10 protein-coding genes and 2 pseudogenes are annotated in these 16,507 nt (G+C 70.3%); 6 read left to right on the top strand and 6 right to left on the bottom strand.

All coding sequences use genetic code 11. From position 1 onward, the window contains the following. Both CCN42_RS19195 and CCN42_RS19190 read left to right on the top strand, forming a co-directional pair. Positions 1-574: phage/plasmid primase, P4 family (locus CCN42_RS19195; protein ID WP_245877367.1), on the top strand; the 574-nt coding region annotated here is incomplete at its 5' end. Beyond that, positions 571-972, top strand: coding sequence for a DUF6009 family protein (locus tag CCN42_RS19190; protein ID WP_086737315.1), 402 nt, complete (start codon positions 571-573; stop codon positions 970-972). The genes CCN42_RS19195 and CCN42_RS19190, both read left to right, overlap by 4 nt. Positions 973-1,333: 361 nt before the next feature. Here the strand turns inward: CCN42_RS19190 and CCN42_RS19185 are convergent. Next, a pseudogene (locus tag CCN42_RS19185) lies at positions 1,334-1,563 on the bottom strand (TerD family protein); the annotation flags it as partial. 439 nt (positions 1,564-2,002) lie between these two features. On the opposite strand from CCN42_RS19185, the gene CCN42_RS19180 reads away from it, so the two are divergent. Together CCN42_RS19180 and bla are read left to right on the top strand one after the other, a co-directional pair. Continuing rightward, the gene (locus CCN42_RS19180) at positions 2,003-2,500 is read left to right on the top strand and encodes a lamin tail domain-containing protein (RefSeq protein WP_086737313.1); all 498 of its coding nucleotides are present in this window, start codon (positions 2,003-2,005) and stop codon (positions 2,498-2,500) included. A gap of 530 nt (positions 2,501-3,030) precedes the next feature. Next, on the top strand, positions 3,031-4,059 hold the full coding sequence (bla, locus tag CCN42_RS19175) for a class A beta-lactamase (protein WP_086737323.1): 1,029 nt from the start codon (positions 3,031-3,033) through the stop codon (positions 4,057-4,059). A 735-nt stretch (positions 4,060-4,794) separates the two neighbouring features. Here bla and CCN42_RS19170 read toward each other — a convergent pair. Then, the gene (locus tag CCN42_RS19170) at positions 4,795-6,141 is read right to left on the bottom strand and encodes a WD40 repeat domain-containing protein (protein WP_158102105.1); all 1,347 of its coding nucleotides are present in this window, start codon (positions 6,139-6,141) and stop codon (positions 4,795-4,797) included. A gap of 213 nt (positions 6,142-6,354) precedes the next feature. Between CCN42_RS19170 and CCN42_RS19165 the strand changes: the two genes are divergently transcribed. Both CCN42_RS19165 and CCN42_RS19160 read left to right on the top strand, forming a co-directional pair. Further along, positions 6,355-6,564 carry a hypothetical protein gene (locus CCN42_RS19165; RefSeq protein ID WP_086737309.1) on the top strand — a complete coding sequence of 70 codons (210 nt, stop codon included), beginning with the start codon at positions 6,355-6,357 and terminating at the stop codon, positions 6,562-6,564. 583 nt (positions 6,565-7,147) lie between these two features. Beyond that, positions 7,148-7,765, top strand: coding sequence for a hypothetical protein (locus CCN42_RS19160; RefSeq protein ID WP_143661952.1), 618 nt, complete (start codon positions 7,148-7,150; stop codon positions 7,763-7,765). A gap of 15 nt (positions 7,766-7,780) precedes the next feature. On the opposite strand, the pseudogene CCN42_RS19155 reads toward CCN42_RS19160, so the two are convergent. The 4 genes and pseudogenes from CCN42_RS19155 to CCN42_RS19140 form a co-directional block, all read right to left on the bottom strand. Continuing rightward, positions 7,781-8,581: pseudogene (locus tag CCN42_RS19155) on the bottom strand (IS5 family transposase); the annotation flags it as partial. A gap of 168 nt (positions 8,582-8,749) precedes the next feature. Further along, positions 8,750-13,591: a DNA repair ATPase gene (locus CCN42_RS19150; RefSeq protein WP_107427615.1), complete on the bottom strand. Its 4,842-nt coding sequence runs from the start codon at positions 13,589-13,591 to the stop codon at positions 8,750-8,752. An 83-nt stretch (positions 13,592-13,674) separates the two neighbouring features. Beyond that, positions 13,675-15,720, bottom strand: a complete 2,046-nt coding sequence (locus tag CCN42_RS19145; RefSeq protein WP_086737305.1) for an SPFH domain-containing protein — start codon at positions 15,718-15,720, stop codon at positions 13,675-13,677. A 49-nt stretch (positions 15,721-15,769) separates the two neighbouring features. Then, entirely contained in the window at positions 15,770-16,279 is a 510-nt protein-coding gene (locus tag CCN42_RS19140) for a hypothetical protein (protein WP_086737303.1), read from the bottom strand. Positions 16,280-16,507: the final 228 nt, after the last annotated feature.

Raw genomic sequence — 16,507 nt, 5'->3', positions numbered from 1 at the left:
GATCAAAGCCCGCCGCATGAGACAGGACTTCTTCAGCTTCGAACCCACCCACAAACTGTGGCTCCTCGGCAACCACCGCCCCGAAGTCGGAACCGGCGGCTTCGCGTTCTGGCGCCGCATGCGCCTGATCCCCTTCGAACGCGTCGTCCCCGACCACCGCAAGATCGACAACCTGGCCGACATCCTCGTCATGGAGGAAGGCCCCGGCATCCTAAACTGGCTGATCGACGGCGCCCGCCGATACCTCGCCGGCGAACGCGACCTCACCGGCCCCGAACGCGTCCGCATCGCCACCACCGCCTACGCCGAAACAGAAGACCACACTGGCCGCTTCTACGAAGAGTGCTGCACCCTCGGCCCCGACTTGCGCGCCGAGCAGACCGCCCTCTACGCCGCCTACAAAGCCTGGTGCCAGAATGAAGGAGCGCCGGCCATGTCGTCCCGGGCATTCGCCGCCCGCACACGCGAACTGGTTGGGCTGGCCTCACCCAAAGAAATGATCCTGTCCAACCAGCGCAAGCACTACCCGGGCATCGGACTGCTCACCGACGACGAGAGGGACACCACCGCATGAGTTCCCTGATCAGCGCCGACGAGATCAGCCACGAAACCGAGATCGTCTGGCTGGAGGACATCGACACCCTCGACTACGTCCGCCAGAGCCTGGACCGCCTGCCCACCCGCAAAGGCAAACCGGCATACCACCGCGACGGCCGCATGGTCGGCTACGCCCTCCTCGGCCCCACCGCCAAGCCCTCCCGTGCCTCGGGGACCTTCCGCCGCCGCGTCTTCTGGCTCCTGCCTCACGACCGTGACAGCGAGCCCGACGGCCTGTACGCCAAGAGCGCGCCCGCCGAGGCCATTGACCCCCGCACCCTTGAGCCGCGGGTGAAGGGCTACAAGACCGAACGCTCCGAAGGCGGCCCGCCCTCCAAAGCAATGCAGGAGCTGGGCATAACACTGCCGCTGTAACTGGAGCCGTCTCGAAGCCATGGGGAAGTCACTTCCCCGTCGGCAGCGTAAGGGGCCTGCAGCCTTGAGTGCGGCTCCGGGTGAGACGGCAGCGAGTCACTGTGGTGCGGGAGGATGTCATAGGGCATACCGTGCAAATTGCTTCGCCTGACAGGACGGCGGGGTGGACGGTCCCGCGTTCGTTCGCACGCCACGCGGGACCGTCTACGAAGCCTGGCAAGCTGACTCCTGCTCGCTGATTGCAGCCTCAAGCTGCAGCGCGCCGCCCCTGGCGGGGCACCGGTGCTGGGGCGCGGGCGCGCGGTCAGCTCCCGCTGTTCATTGTGCCCCGGCTGCTTGCGACGTGACGGTGCGCGCTCGTGACGGTGTCCGTCGTCCCGTCACCGTCCCGCCGCTTCCCCAGATGACGCACGGCACCCGAGGCGTGCTGGGATGGTTGTAGAAGACGAAGTCCCCGCCGTCTCTCACCCGCCCGTCGGCACGGAGCAGCAGCGCCGAGGCGTCGGCACCCGGCGCACCGGGGCCGCCGGACCAGCTGAGCTCAACCTGCACCGCCTCGGCGGCGACGGGAAGGTTGCCGCCCTTGCTCATCGAAGTTCGCTGTCATGCGCCCAGTCTGCCCAGAGAACCCGGCACCGGGACCGTCCCATAGACAACTACACGCACACGGCTACGCGCAGGGCAGCGGTGGCACGGCACCGACGATCGCGCGTCGACCTGACGCCCTGCTCGTACGAGACGGCGGCCCTGCTTCGCCTGTCCCTGCTCCAGGCAGGAGCCAGGACGTTCGACACGATCGCGTTGGCGCTGTGTCTCATGCCGCTGGAGTTTGGACCCTTCGGGCCAGAGCCGCTGAGCATCCGGCCGAGCCGCGAGCAGGACAGGAGAGGAGACCCGTCCTCCAAGGGCAGGGCCCGGCCGTCTTGGATGCCACTCGATCGAGTGGCAGACCGTTCACGGTGCAACCACAACAGCTTGCTGCCGGTCCTGCAGATGCATCAGCATCCGTTCAACTGTGGGGGAGTACCTCTTGCGCACGCGTTCCATCCTGGCCGCCGCCGTCACCGCGGGCACCCTGGCCGCCCTCGTTCCCGCCGTGTCGGCTCAGGCCGCCGAGTACAGCTCGGCGCTGAAGGTCCGCGGGATCCAGTACGACGCCCCCGGCCGGGACTCCAACAACTGCTCGACGGGCAACACCGACGAGGAGTACCTGACGATCAAGAACTACTCGTCCTCGGCGACCGTCAACCTCAAGGGATACGTCGTCAAGGACGCCGCCGGCAACCGCTTCGCCTTCACCGCCAACCACTACCTGCAGCCCGGCGACTCCACCAAGCTGCGCGGCGGCCACGGGACCGACTCCGACGCCAGCAACGTGGTGTACCGCGACAACTGCAACTTCCTGTGGAACAACGACCAGGACACCATCTACCTGTACAAGCCCTCCGGCAGCCGCGCGGACGTGCACTCCTACACCAAGCGCGACAACGACCGCGACGGCAACGGATACATCAACTACCACGGCTGACATCCACCGGCGGCACGCCATCCCGCCGTGACCTGTCCGATCAATTTCGCCCGGCCGGGACTGCGTGAGCGGCCCGGCTGAGGGTAGACGGCTGATCGACTGGGGAGTGGAGCGCGAGGGCGGCGCGGACCTGCGGAGCAGGCGCGCCGCCCTCGCATGTGCGTGTGGAGGGACGTCACGCGGATCCAGCACAGAGGGGCGTGCTTCGGTGGTGGTGACGCCACCATCTGGCGACGACCACGCAGAATCCGGCGTGCGCGTCCAGGCCGGCCACCGCCTCGCCGACGCGGCGGGCTGCCGGGGCGCCTCCGGTGCCCGAAGCCATTCACGAGCCGGACGACGCTCCACCGCGCACCGGCAGGCCCGGCCCGGCTGGTGCCGGCCCATCTGCGACGCGCTCACACCCGTGCCGGGCCGCAACCGGCCTTCGGTGCCGCTCGGCTTGGATGGTCGTCGATGGCCGAGTTGGTACACAGCATGCGCAATATTGATATTGGACACTCCTAATGGTCTCTGATCTCCTTTTCCGCATGAGACGAAAATTTCGACTGCGGTTAGGGCTCGCGACGTTCACCGCTTCGGCGCTGCTGGGCGGCCTTGCCTACGCGTCGGGTACCGCTACCAGTGGCACCGGTGACGCGGGCGCCTCCGCAGACACGGACACCGCTGGGAAGACGCCTGCCTCAGGCGCCGACCTCCGGGCGCAGGACGACGCCTCCTCCGCTTCCGGCCTGACCAAGAAGCTGCAGGCACTCGAGAGGTCCTACGAGGGACGGATCGGCGCGGTGGGCATCGACCTGGAGACCAGCCGGACGGTCGGGTACCGGGCCGATGAGCGTTTTCCGTTCAACTCCTCCTTCAAGGTGTTCGCGTGTGCGGCGGTGCTGGTCAAGGCGCGCACCAGCGACCCGGGGCTGATGGACCAGGTGGTGCGCTGGACCCCCGCCGACATGGGCGGATTGACCGCGAACTCCCCGGAATCTACCGAGTACACCGACACGGGGATGACGCCCGCGCAGCTGTGCCGCGCTGGGATCACCAAGTCCGACGGTTTCGCGGGGAACATGCTCCTGGAGCAGATCGGCGGGCCGCGCGGGCTAACCGCGTTCTTCCGCGCCATCGGTGACCGGACGAGTCGCCTGGACCGGCCGGAACCCTTGCTGACCGAGTGGGAACCCGGCGAAGTGCGGGACACCACCACCCCCGCGGCGGCGGCGCGGACCTTCACTGAACTCACGACCGGGAGCACCCTTCGGGCCGGCGACCGGGCGCGGCTGGTCGGCTGGCTGAAGGCCAGCCTCACCGGGGCCAACCGGATCAGGGCGGGACTCCCGAAGGACTGGACGGCCGGCGACAAGACCGGCACCGGCGGCGCGAGCAATCATGGAACCGCCAACGACCTGGCGATCGTCTGGTCGCCCGGATCGGACGCGCCGCTCATCCTGTCGGTGTTCACAAATCGCACCCACGACAACACCGCACACGACGACAAGGTGATCTCATCCACCGCCACCGCACTGGCCACGGCCCTCGGTAGACGGAGCCTTCCCCCTGAGTAGTGGACACGCTGATAGTTGGCGGTCGGCCGACGTGGTGACCGCTCGAGCGCTGCTGCGGGCACCTTGCCAGAGCCGTGTCCGGCTGGCAGTGAACGAGCGCAGAAACCTGCTGGCGCAGTGCCCCGATAGCCTGCTGCCGGGTGGCCGGACGGCTCTGCCACTTTTCGCCGCCGCCCAGCACTCACCGGTGTGCACAGCGTCGACCTTCGAGCGGTTGAGCCGTACTAGAGCAGCCACTCGGGCGGCAGCGGCCGCATCGCCGCGCCCCGGCGCCGTTCTGCCTCGCATCGCTCCTCCACCGCAAGGCGACGGGCTGCCGCCGGTGCAGCGCCTAGGTCGATGGTAGGCCAGACTCTAGGGAGCGGTGACGTGCGCGTGATCGGACAGGGGGCGGGGGCGGTGAAGGCACGGTTGGCTGGTGGTGCGCCGCAGCGCGGGCCAGATGCCTTCGACGGGGTGGAGGTCGGGCGCGTAGGCGGCAGTCGGAAGAAGGTGAGAAGCGCGGCGAGAGCGAGGCCCGCGCGCCCGGCTGCTGCCGGACCCGGGTCGTGCAGCGCGACGGGCGGGAGCCGTCCGGGTTTGCCGCCGTGCTCCAGCAGGGCGGTCCTGGCGTTGACAGCCTGAAGGCGGAGTCGGCGACGACGCTTCGACGGTGCCTACGGGGCGATCGCCAACGATAACCTCAACGGTGGCCCGGTCCCCGTGGTTGCTCCACAGACACCGGGGACGTGGTGGTCAATTGTCCCTGATCGGGATCTCGGCGAGATCCGCCGTCGCCCATAGGCCCACCGGCTTGTCGTCCCCACCGGCGGCGAGGAAGCGGCCGTCGGGGGAAAAACTGACGGCGCGGAAGGAGCAGGCGTAGCGGGTGAGAGGCAGGCCGAATGGGCCGTGGGACACCGAGTCCCACAAGCGGACGGTGCGGTCCATGCTGACCGAGACCAGTAGCCGCCCGTCAGGCGAGAACGACATGCCCCGGACTGCGTTGCGGTGACCGGTGAGTGGATCGCCGACGGGATCACCGGTGCTCGGGTCCCAGAGGCGGACCGTCCCGTCCCAGTCGCCGGAGGCCAGGAGGCGGCTGTCGGGTGAGAACGCCAGTGCCCGGATCTCGCTGCCGTGTCCGAGCAGCGGTTCACCCTCTGGCTCGCCACCGTCCGCGCGCCACAGCCGTACCGTGGCACCGGCGCCTGCGGAGGCGAGCAGGCGTCCGTCCGGCGAGAACGCCACGGCTTCGACGCCGCCCGTGTGCCCCGCGAGCGGGGCGCCGACCGGCTTCCGGGTCACCGGGTCCCACAGCTGTACGGTCCGGTCACGGCCCCCGGTTGCCAGCAGGCTCCCGTCGGGAGAGAAGGCAAGAGTCCAGAGTGTGCCGTTCTCTGCGAATGGCTCACCGACGGGATCACCGGTGAGCGGGTCCCATAGCCGCACGCTTCGGTCGCGACCCGTCGTCGCCAGCAGGCAGCCGTCGGGGGAGAACGCCACGCACCTGACCCCGTCCCCGTGCCCAGTGAGAGGGACGCATGCCAGCTCGCCGGTGGCTGCGTGCCACAAGCGCACCAGCGGGTCGTCGTTCACAGTGGCGAGGAGCTTCCCGTCGGGCGAGAACGCCAAGGAGCGCGCGCCGCAGCTCTGTTCGCCGAAGAGGAGGCGGGCCGCCGAGGCATCGGATGCGACGGCGCGTGCGGTGGCAAGGGCTGGGACAGCGACAGGAACGGGCGAGGCGGCGGCAACGGCAGACGCCGTGGCCAGCGGATCGGGGTCCCGTCCCAGGGTGGCAGGGCGGCGGACCGCAGGCAGCGGCGCCGTACGCAACAGCTCCAGGTCACGCCAGCGCGTGCGCCAGACTTCCAGGCGCGGATCGTCACGGCCGAGCGGATGCGGGTGGCCCTCGTGATCGTGGGCGAGCAGTGTCCGCACCAGTGCCATCAGGAAGTCCAAGCGGGGCAGCCGCTTGCCGTTCAGCGTCTCGCTGACCGCCGCGGCCGATAGGGGCCGGTGCCGGGGAGCTCGCCGGGCGATCTCCCGCAGCGGCAGGTTGCCACGCTCGATCCGCAGCGCCTTCAGATCGGCGGCGAACACGGCCAACCGCCGCCCGAAGTCGTCCTCCGGCGCAGCGGCGGTGCCATGTACGGCATCACGGTCGGCCACCCGTCACCTCCTGGTGCGTGCCCACCAGGATAAGGAAGAGCCCGGTGTACCAGCGGCGTTCGGCGGTGTTCGGCGCAGTTCGGTTCGGTACGGGCTCGTTCGTGCCATGACGCCAACGGCGCTCGGCCGGGCTGTGCTTGAGGCATGACACTTCTTCCGCTGCTGATCGGCCCGCTTGGGCGCGTGCTGCTAGTTGCTCTGCTCGTCCCAGCCCTGCTCGTGGCCCTCATCGCCACCGTCCCCGCTTTGGCAGTCCTGCCCTTCCTGACCGACGGTACAGACCGCGCGGTCCGGCTCCTGCGGGCACACAACGCGTACCTCCGGACGCTGCTCACCACGAGCCTGCCCACGTGATGACGCCTGCAGCCGCGCCCCGGACAGCGCGGTGGTCGGCCGCACGCCGGCCTGCCTTGGTCGCAGCCGCTCGCCGAAGCTGCGACTAGCACGGTTGTCTGACAGAGCGTGACCTCCAGCGCGACACCGGAGCCGGTGAAGTGGGCATGCATGCCCCCAGTGATCGAGCGGAGCGTCTCGTTCAGTTGGGTGTGGTGGAGCTGGGACAGGGCGTGCCACAGGTCGCCCGGCAGATCCTGCGGTGCGGTCTCTTCTCGGCTGCGTCTCATGCGGCCTGTGTACGGCCTGCGGTGGGCCGGCAGACGGCAGGAGCTCCTGATCCACGAGGCCCACACTGCGGGCCTCACCCGGCCTTTCCCCCCCACGCCCCAGGCCGCCCTTCCGGGCGGCGTGGGACGCGGGCGGGTGACGCTGCCGCCCTCGCGCTGCACAGTGCTCGGCGGCCCGCGGACCAGCGCCCATCGTGTCTCGGCCGCGGGCTCTTGTTTGGCGTTACGTAGCACTGCGCAGGGAAGGAACGTGTCGGATGCTGACGTGACGCAGATCGCCGCGAGGACGTTGGGGGACGTACATGGTCTGGGCGATGAGTAACGATTACGCCGCCATTGTGACGACGATCAACGCGGCTGTCCTGCTGGTGGGGACGGTCCAGTACACCGGGCTGACCAAGCGGGTGGGCGACAGGATGCTTGCCGCAACGCGCGAGCAGGCCGAGGCCAAGGCGCTCTTGCTCGACCAGCGGCGCCTAGGCACTGAACCGTCACCGGAGTCCCTCGTCCGGTTGCAAGAGCAGCGTGACGAACTGCGTCGGCGGACCCGGGCCAACGCCGTGGCCAGTTTGATCTGGTCGGCGACGTGCGCGTTGCTGTTAGTACAGCAGATGCGCATCCTCGCGTGGACCGGGACGGCCCACCCCGGACCGGCGTCAGAGTTGGCGAGGTCATCGTTCTACGTCACCGTTACTGGGGTGCTCGTGCTTGTCGCGGAACCGTTGGTCCGTGGCTGCTATCGGCTCTGGCGAGGAGTCCGGTGGGGCTCGCTGGAGTACAGGAAGCACTACCCCCGGTCGGAAAGGCGTTGGCTGGACCGGCAGGTGCGCGGCGCGACCCGGTTGGCGGCAAGCCAGACCACGTCGCCGGCCCCCGCCCCGACGCTCGGCGCGCCACAACCTCGTCGGGCAACCCTGGGCGCCGATGACTAACTGATCATTCCAGAATGAGGTTCGGAGTCGTCGCAAGCAGATGATGCTGAGGCGAGTTGGAGCAGTCCGAGGTGGAGGTCGGCGCGTATCTCGTAGCGGGTCCGCAGGCGTTTGAACTGGTGGAGCCAGGCGAAGGTGCGCTCGATGACCCACCTGGTCTTGCCCAGGCCGGATCCGTGGGCGGTGCCCTTGCGGGCGATCTTCGGCGTGATGCCGCGAGCGCGGAGGAGTCGTCGGTGCTTGTCGTAGTCGTAACCGCGGTCGGCGAACAGCCGCCGCACCCGGTGACGAGGCCGACCCACCAGGCCGCGGATGCGGGGGATCGCGTCCAGCAGGGGTATGAGCTGGGTGACGTCGTGACGGTTTCCGCTGGTCAGCGATACCGCAAGAGGTGTTCCGTGCCGGTCGGTGATCAGGTGGTGCTTGCTGCCCAGGCGGCCGCGGTCGACCGGCGAAGGTCCGGTGTGAGCCCCCCTTTGAGGGCCCGGACGTGCGAGGCGTCGACCGCGGCGTCCTCCATGTCCAGCAGGCCGGCTCTGCGGAGTTCCGCGAGGAGGATCTTGTGCAGGCGGGGCCATACGCCGGCCTCGGTCCAGTCCCGCAGGCGCCGCCAGCACGTCACCCCGCTGCAGCCGATCGTCTCGGTCGGCACGTCCGCCCGGTCACACCCGTGCGCAGGACGTAGACGATCCCGCGCAGAGCCGCACGGTCATCCGCCGGCAGCCGGCCCGGATAGCGCCGACGCCGCGGCGGGCGAGGAGGGAGAAGCGGTGCGACACGTTCCCACAGATCAGCAGGCACAAGATCATCCGACACCCCCAGAACTGTGCCGCCCACCAGCCCAACTGCCAAGTCCCTGAACCAAACTCGTTCTGAAATGATCAGTAAAGCGTGCGAGTCCCACAGGGCTTAGAGTCGTCCGACGAGCAGCCCCAATAACAGCTCGTCCGCGAGGCGGCGCACCGGTTCACGGAGTGTGTGGCATCAGCCCGTGTGGCCTTCGGGGTGGGCCGCGTGTCGGCCCACTGGATGGCTGAGCAGGTGGCGGGGGTCGGTGGCGCGCGTGATGGCTCTCTCGACGGCGGCGACGCGGTCTGCGAGCAGGCTCAGGGCGGCGACGGCCCGGCCGAGGGCGTCGTCGCCGGAGCCGCCGAGGGCCTGTGCTCGGACGTACGCCGACGTGATGGCTGCCCAGCGAGCCTCCTGTTCGCCGGTGAGCGAGCCGCGCAGGGCGGCCAGCTTGAGGAGGTTGGCCTCCGCGCCGGCGGTGAGGGTCTGGGCCTCGCCGGTGTAGTGGTCCTCGATCACGGCGGCCAGTTCGGTGTCGTTCATGACCGGGGAGACCCGCGCCGCGATCTTGTTCATGTTGCGGTAGGAGCCCTGGAGCCTGAAGGGCGGTTCGGTACGGGTCTCTTCGGCCTGGGCGGCGGAGGCGATGTAGGCGGCGTTGACGGCGAGGACCGTTTCACGGGCGGTGAGCAAGTGGCGCAGGACGGCGATGACGCGGTCGAGTTCGGCGGGGGAGTAGGGATGGGTCAGCCGGTCGCGCCGGGCGGTCGGGTCGTCGGCGGCGAGGCGTACCAGCAGTTCCAGGTCGGCACGGTCTCGCCCGGCGAGGGGGGCCGTGACGGGGTGGGAGGTGAGGGCGTTCTCGATGAAGCTCAGCGCGAAGGCGTCCTCCTTGCCGGTCAGGACGTCGCCGAGGTTCCAGACGTCGGCGCGGTTGGCGAGCATGTCGGGGATGTGGAAGCGCTGCCCGGACTCGGTGTACGGGTTGCCGGCCATGCAGACGGCGAAGCGCTTGCCGCGCAGGTCGTGGCCGTCCAGGGTGCGGGTGGTGTCGCACAGCGGGATGAACTTCTGCAGCAGCTCGGGCGAGGTGTGCTGGATGTCGTCCAGGTACAGCAGGACGTTGTTGCCCGCCGTCAGCGCGAAGTCGATCTTCGCGAGTTCGTGACGGGCGGTGGCGTTGGGGGCCTCGGCAGGGTCGAGGGAGGTGACACCGTGCCCGAGGGCGGGTCCGTCGACTTTCACGAGGAGCAGGCCGAGACGGTCGGCGACGTACTCCATGAGGGTCGTCTTGCCGTAGCCGGGTGGTGAGACGAGCAGCAGCAGGCCGTGGTTGTCGGTGCGCTTGCCGTCTCCGGTGGCGCCGAGCTGTTTGGCGAGGTTGTCACCGATCAGCGGCAGGTACACCTCGTCGACGAGACGGTTGCGCACGAAGGAGGACATGACGCGCGGGCGGTGTTCGTCCAGCCGCAGACGGCGCCGCTCGGCGGCGAGGAGTGCGTTCCTGCGCTGCTGGTAGGCGCGGAATCCGGGAACCACGCGAGTGGCGAAGTCCGCCGTCCTGGCCAGGAACTCGTCGAGACGCAAGGGCAGGGCACGGCGGTCGATCCGCGGGTGGGAGCCGAGCATGCCCTCCACGCGCGCCGCGACCGGTCCGTCCAGGTCGTAGCGGTCCAGGCCGGGGCAGACCTCGATCGCCACGGCTTCGGCGAGGTCCCCGTCGTCGACCACCTCGCCGCACGAGGCGGCGTACGAGGCGAGCCAGCCCTCCACCAGACGCCGCGCGGACGCCAGGTCGCCCGCCGAGAGCCGGTCGCGGACGTCCTCGTCGTACGGCGTGGAGCCGGCCGCCCTGCGGAACTTGTCCAGCAACGTGCGCGCCGCCGGGCCCGCGGCGAAGGACTCGCCGGAGGACAGCTCCTCGACCAGGTACTCGGCGGCGCGGCCGGACAGCTGCCCCGCCTCGGCGAGTTCGGCACGCAGCGCCTCCATCGCCGGTGCGGCGCCGAACGTCTCCCGTGCCCTTACCAGCATGACGGCCTCCCGTGCCCATGCCTGCCGGGCCTCGGGATCCGTCCCGTGGGCCCAGAACAGCTGGGCGGCGGCGCGGTCGGCGGCCGGGTAACGCAGCAGCCCGGCCTGCTCGTACAGCCCGAGAAGTGCGGAGAGGACGGCGGTCGCGTCGTGGTCGTGGACGCCGCGTTCGTACCCTTCGTCGTACGCGGCCTCGGCCGCCTCCCGCACGAGTGTCGCGAGGTCCGCCCCCGCCAGGGCACCGGCGCCGTGCTCGGCCAGGAGCCGTGCCGCCAGGTGTTCGGCCCGGTAGACGTCGGCGTTCTCGGAGGGCAGGAACTGATCCCAGTGGGCACGGGTGTCCGCGAACCCGGGATCGGTGACCGGGCGCCGGTAGTCCGTGCCGGTCAGCGCGAACGCCATGCTCCCGTCCGCGTGTGGTACGAGGGTCAGTTCCGGAGGACGGGTGTTCACGGCGAACCGGTGGCTCCCCAGGCGGATGGTGTCACCACCGTCCGCGAACAGCTCTGCACGGTCCCGCAGTGCCCGGACGGCCTCCTGCCGGGCGGCCTTGAGGCGCCCCTCCAGCTCTTCCGCCCGCACGTGGTCGCCGAGTTCGCGCAGTTCGTCGGTGGTGCGCCGGACCTTGACGGCCATGGGGTCGGAGGCGAAGCAGGTGTTGACCGCGTCGATGCTGTCCAGGCCGCTCACGCGCCGGGCGATGGTCTCCAGGACGCGCCCGGCTGACGCGGCGAGACGCTCCGTGCGCCGGGCCCGGGCGTCCTGGAGTGTCTGCCTGCGCGCCGAGAACGTGTCGTGGACCTCGGTGCGCTTGTCGGTGATCTCGGCCAGGAAGCCGTCATGATCGGCGAAGCGTGACTCCAGGATGTCCAGCCGGAGCAACAGCCGGGCAAGCTGCGCGTCGCACGTCTCCGGAGTGTCCGCGGCGGTCAGGGCGCCGGTGACCGACTGGGCGAGCAGCGCGAACTCGGCGGCGAACTCCGCGCGCCCCTCCCGGTCCATCAGCTCGCGGCGGCGCGCGGCGAGGGTCGCGCGGGCGCGGTTGAGACCGCCCAGCACCTCGGCGATCCGTTCCAGGATGGCGGTCCGAACGGTGGCGTCGCCGATGTCCAGGCCGGTGACGACCTCCGTGAGGGCTTGCAGCCCGAGGACCTGGGCGTCGAGCCGCTCGGCCACCGGTGCGGCCGCGGCAGCCGTGGTGATCGCCTCGGCCTCGGTGGTGAGGCGCTCGACTTCCGCGTGGTGGGCGCTGAACGCGTCGTCGCGGCGGAGGAAGTCCACGGCGCGCCGCGCGGTGGAGACGATGTGGGCCTCCGCGTCCTCGGCGAGCGCGTCGATGGCGTCGGTGTCCGCGTAGCGCATCTCCTTGAGGGTTGCCAAGTGGCCTTGTGCCCGGCGCAGTCCGGTGATCCGCTCGATCCATTCCCCCGTGGTGGCGGGCGCCTCCCCGCGGACCCTGCGCACCAGACGCCGCAGTTCCCCGGTCGCCTCCGCGAGTGCTTCGGCCGCCTGCCGGGTGAGGGCCTGTACGGTCGCGAACTCCGCCAGCACCTGCTGCGCCGTGGCCCGCACCTCCTCCAGCGGGGTGCGCAGATCGCCGGCGTCCGCGTCGCCCAGCCAGTGGAAGCGGTCGGCGGCCCGGGTGCAGGCGGCGACCAGAGACTCGTACAGCTCGGCGGTGGCGGTGGTCTCCGTGGCCTGCCGGGCGACGGCGAGACAGGCGGAGATGCCGCGCACGAGGTCGGCGTTGCCGATGCGGGCGAGCGGTCCGTCCCCCACCGCCGCGGTGTGGGTGTCGGAGACGTACGGCGTGCTCCAGACCTGAACCGGGTGCGTCCTTGCGGGCTCGCCGGCCTCCGCGCGCAGCAGGGTGAGGGTGCCGTCGTCGAAGAGCGCGTACCCATGGCAGGAGAGCGGGGCGGCGACCTCCTTGCGGATCAGGTTGTACGGAAACAGGAGGGCGCGGCCCGTCGCGCGGGCGTGGAAGGCGAACAGCACGTCCTCGCCGTCGGGCGAGCGGATCGCACGCTCGAACTCCAGGCCCGAGACGTCCGTGTCGAAGGTCTTCACCGCACCCGTGGCGAGGCAGTAGCCGCCGGGGAAGACGATGCCGTGGTCGTCGGGAAGCCGACGGCACGACTGCCCGATCCCGTCCAGCCGGACGACGGACCCGGTGAGTGTGTGGAAGACCAGGTGCCGCCAGGTGTCCTCCTTGTAGGGACGGACGCGCAGCAGCACCAGGGCGCCGACGACCGCGTAGGCCACCTCGGCGTCCGCGAGGGACTGCAGCGGCTCGTCGACCGGCTCGCTGTGGATGCCGTCGGCCGTCTCGGTGTCGTTCTCGGTCTTCACGGTGAGCGCTCCGCCGACCGTCGAGACGAAGACCGTGCCGTCGGCGACGGTGATGTGCGGATGCCGGCCCGGGACGTGGTCGTCCCGGGTGGTGCCGATCCAGGTGACGTCGTGCGGGGCGGGCAGGACGTGGTCGCGCTCGCCGCGGGCGTCGAGGAAGCGGACCTCTCCCGAGGGGGCGAGGGACCAGCGCAGGACGCGGATGTCGTCGGCCTGTTCCCCTGTCCGGAACACGGCGAGCAGTTTGCCCTCCACATGGCGGAGCTGAAGGAGCCGCGCACCCTGGAAGTAGCGGTGCAGAGCGGCGTGTTCCCGCACGAAGTCGGGGTCGTCGAGCAGGCCGGGAACGGCATCGTCCGGGAGACGGTGCAGATCACGGTCGTACAGGGCGAAGACCTCGGCGGCCGGGGCCTCGTAGCCGACGAGCAGCGCGTCGCCGACGGCGACGAGGTCGCGGGCGACGAGGCTGCGCTCCGTGCGGAGGTGCCGCGTCCCGGCCAGGGCGAGTTCACCGGCTCCGAAGGTCTGCGCGCGGGCGGTGTCGAGGGCGTCGGCACGCCGCGCCAGCTCAGCGGCCCGGGCCCGGAGGCGATCGCGCAGGACCTCGTACGTACCGGCGTCCAGACCGCTTTCCGTCCCGGTCCCTGTCACTGTTCCGCTCCTCGTATCGGTGGGTTCGTCTCCGGAGCTGCCGCCCCCCGCGCGGCAGCTCCGGAAGCTGTTTCGACGGTGCGTCAGCTCTTGGCCGCGCCGTCCAGACCGGCGAGCTCGGCGACGGGCATGTCGGCCAGGCCCAGCTGCCGCGCCTTGCCGATGAGCTCCTCCAGCTGCCCCGACCCGGCCGGCATCAGCTTCATGAGCAGGGCGGACACGGTCAGGTTCTGCACGTCGGCGGTGGAGACGGAGCCGAGTACCTTCGCCAGGTCCTCGGTGAAGGAGGCGGAGCCGTCCAGCCAGGGTCCGGCCAGCGTCCTGGCCGTCTGCGAGTTGTCCACGAATCCGTCCACGGCCTTGCCGAGCGAGATCGACTGCAGGAGCCGGTCGAAGAAGACGGACTCGCCGCCGACGATGCTGATGTCCGCGTTCTCCAGTCCGGTGGCGAGCACCGTGGCCTGTGCCTCGGCGACCTGCCGCTGCACGTCCAGACCGGCGAGCCGGATGTCCTTCTCGGCCTCCAGGCGCAGGCGGTACTCCTCGTGGCTGCGGGACGCCTCGTCCAGCGCGGCCATCGCGGCGGCCTTCTCGGTGAGGCCCGCGGCCTCGGCCCTGAGTTTCTCGCCGATGGCGGTGGCCTCGGCGAGGGCCTTCTCCCGACTGCCGGCCGCTTCGGCGCGCAGCCGTGCCTCGGTGGCCCCGGCCTCCGCTCGGCCGGCCTTCTCGATGACGTCGGCCTCCTTCTCCCGTACCTGGACGGCGGCCAGGCCCTCGGCCGCGGCCTCCGCCTGGATGCCCTCGGCGAGGCGGACCTTGGCGCGGGCGTCCATGTCGGCGGCCTTGTGACGGGCCTCGGCCAGCGTCAGCTCCTCCGCCGCCCGGTGGATCGCGGCCTGCTCGGCGGCCTCGGCGGCCTTGATGTCCTTCACCAGCCGCTCCTGCGCCTCCGCCTCGGCCGCGATGATCACGGCCTGGCGCTGCCGCTCCGCCTCCTCGACCGCCCGCAGCCTCTTGATGGACTCCTCCTGCTCGGCGACCGTCCGGTCCACGGCGACCCGCTCGCGGATGACCTCGGCGATCTCCCGCTTCTCCGCCTCGACCTCCTTGGCGGCGGCGATCCGGGTCAGCTCGGTCTCCCGCTCCCGGCCGATGACCTCCAGCAGCCGGTCCTTCTCGATGCGCTCGCTCTCGATGGCGATGACCCGCTCGCGGTTCTTCTGCGCGACGGCGACCTCACGCGCCTGGTTCTCACGCTGGATCCCCAGCTGCTCCTCGGTCCTGAGGAAAGCGCTCTGGGCGCGCAGCCGCTCCTCCTCCACGACCCGCGCGGTCTCGGCCTCCTCCCGGGCCCGTACGGTCTCGATCTCCCGGCGCTGCTTGATCTCGGCGTCGGCCTGGCGGCGCTCCAGTTCCAGGATGGTCTCCCGGGCGTCGACGTTCTGCCGGGTGATCTCCTTCTCCTCGGTGCGCTGCGCCTCGTTGGTGCGCACGTGCTCGGCGGCGGTCAGCTCGGTGATCTTGCGGATGCCCTGGGCGTCGAGGACGTTGGCCGGGTCCAGCTGGGTCAGCGGCGTCTGCTCCAGGTAGTCGATCGCCGCGTCCTCCAGGTGGTAGCCGTTGAGGTCGACGCCGATGACCTCGATGATCCGGTACCGCAGCTCGTCGCGCTTGGTGTAGAGGTCGGTGAAGTCCATCTGCTTGCCGACCGTCTTCAGCGCCTCGGAGAACTTCGCGTGGAACAGTTCCTGGAGTGTGTTCCGGTCGCTGGCCCGGGCCGTTCCCACCGCCTGCGCGACCTTGATGACGTCCTCGGCGGTCTTGTTCACCTTCACGAAAAACGTGATCCGGATGTCGGCCCGGATGTTGTCCTGGCATATCAGACCGTCCTTGCCGGTCCTGGTGATCTCGATCGCCTTCACCGAGATGTCCATCACCTCGGCCTTGTGCAGCACGGGCAGCACCATCTGGCCGGTGAAGGTCACGTCGACCTTGCGCATCTTCGACACGATCAGCGCCTTGCCCTGCTCCACCTTGCGGAACAGCCGGCTGACCACGAACAGCACGGCGACGGCGACGAGCAGGACAACGGCGACGAGTACGCCGATTCCCAGAGTGATGGCATCCATGAGTAATCCCCGGATCTGAGGGTGAGAGCTGAAGTGAGTGGGCGCTGGTTCAGCCGCGCCGGCCGAGCACCGTGTCGGAGACGACTGCGGTGGAGCCGTCCCGGGTCGCGACCTGCGCTCGGCCGGCCCGCGCGCCCACCCGGCCGGTGCGCAGGGTGCGGGTCAGCGTGGAGGGGGCGTGCCGGGACGGCCCAGGTTCATCGGGGAAAAGCTTGGCCAGCGGGCGTACGGCCGCGCGGGTCAGACGCCAGGAGCCGAGGACCGAGAGGACCAGCAGGACGGCGCCGAGGAGATGCACCAGGGCATCCGGCCACCCCGTACGGCCGAGGAGTACGGAGCCGGTGACGGCGAAGAGCCAGGCCATGACGATCAGCAGGGTGACCGACACCGAGACGGGTACCCCGCCCAGGTTCAGAGCGTCGGCGTCCACGTCCGCGTCGAAAGCGTCGTGACCGGCGGCACCGAGCAGGACGAGGAACCAGAAGCCGACGACGACCACGAGAGCCGCCGTGAACGGCAGGGCGGGGAAGCCGGCGATGGCGTGCACAAACTCGACCATGACACTTCCCCCCTTTTCCGCGGCGCGGCACGCTGCTTTCCGGGCTCCGGCATGCGCATCACGCGACGACCCCGGCACCGGGCATGCTGACAGGGCGGCACGCCTGTTCGCATTGCCGTACACCGGCAATCTTCACGGCCCGTCCATGCCGGTCGCAGACGCCTGGCGTCCGCATGCCACCCTGGGTGCCGCGCGTCGGGAGATCATCACCGGCGCGATGGGAACGGG

It is taken from the genome of Streptomyces glaucescens (genome assembly GCF_002154375.1).
Taxonomy (GTDB): domain Bacteria; phylum Actinomycetota; class Actinomycetes; order Streptomycetales; family Streptomycetaceae; genus Streptomyces; species Streptomyces glaucescens.
Note: the sequence above shows the minus strand (reverse complement) of the source record. Positions and strands in the feature narration are given on the sequence as shown.

Bases quoted from the DNA above. Each gene is read 5' to 3' on its own strand.
- CCN42_RS19140 (WP_086737303.1), bottom strand. From the start codon at position 16,279: ATGGTCGAGTTTGTGCACGCCATCGCCGGCTTCCCCGCCCTGCCGTTC.
- CCN42_RS19160 (WP_143661952.1), top strand. From the start codon at position 7,148: ATGAGTAACGATTACGCCGCCATTGTGACGACGATCAACGCGGCTGTC.
- bla (WP_086737323.1), top strand. From the start codon at position 3,031: ATGAGACGAAAATTTCGACTGCGGTTAGGGCTCGCGACGTTCACCGCT.
- CCN42_RS19145 (WP_086737305.1), bottom strand. From the start codon at position 15,720: ATGGATGCCATCACTCTGGGAATCGGCGTACTCGTCGCCGTTGTCCTG.
- CCN42_RS19165 (WP_086737309.1), top strand. From the start codon at position 6,355: ATGACACTTCTTCCGCTGCTGATCGGCCCGCTTGGGCGCGTGCTGCTA.
- CCN42_RS19190 (WP_086737315.1), top strand. From the start codon at position 571: ATGAGTTCCCTGATCAGCGCCGACGAGATCAGCCACGAAACCGAGATC.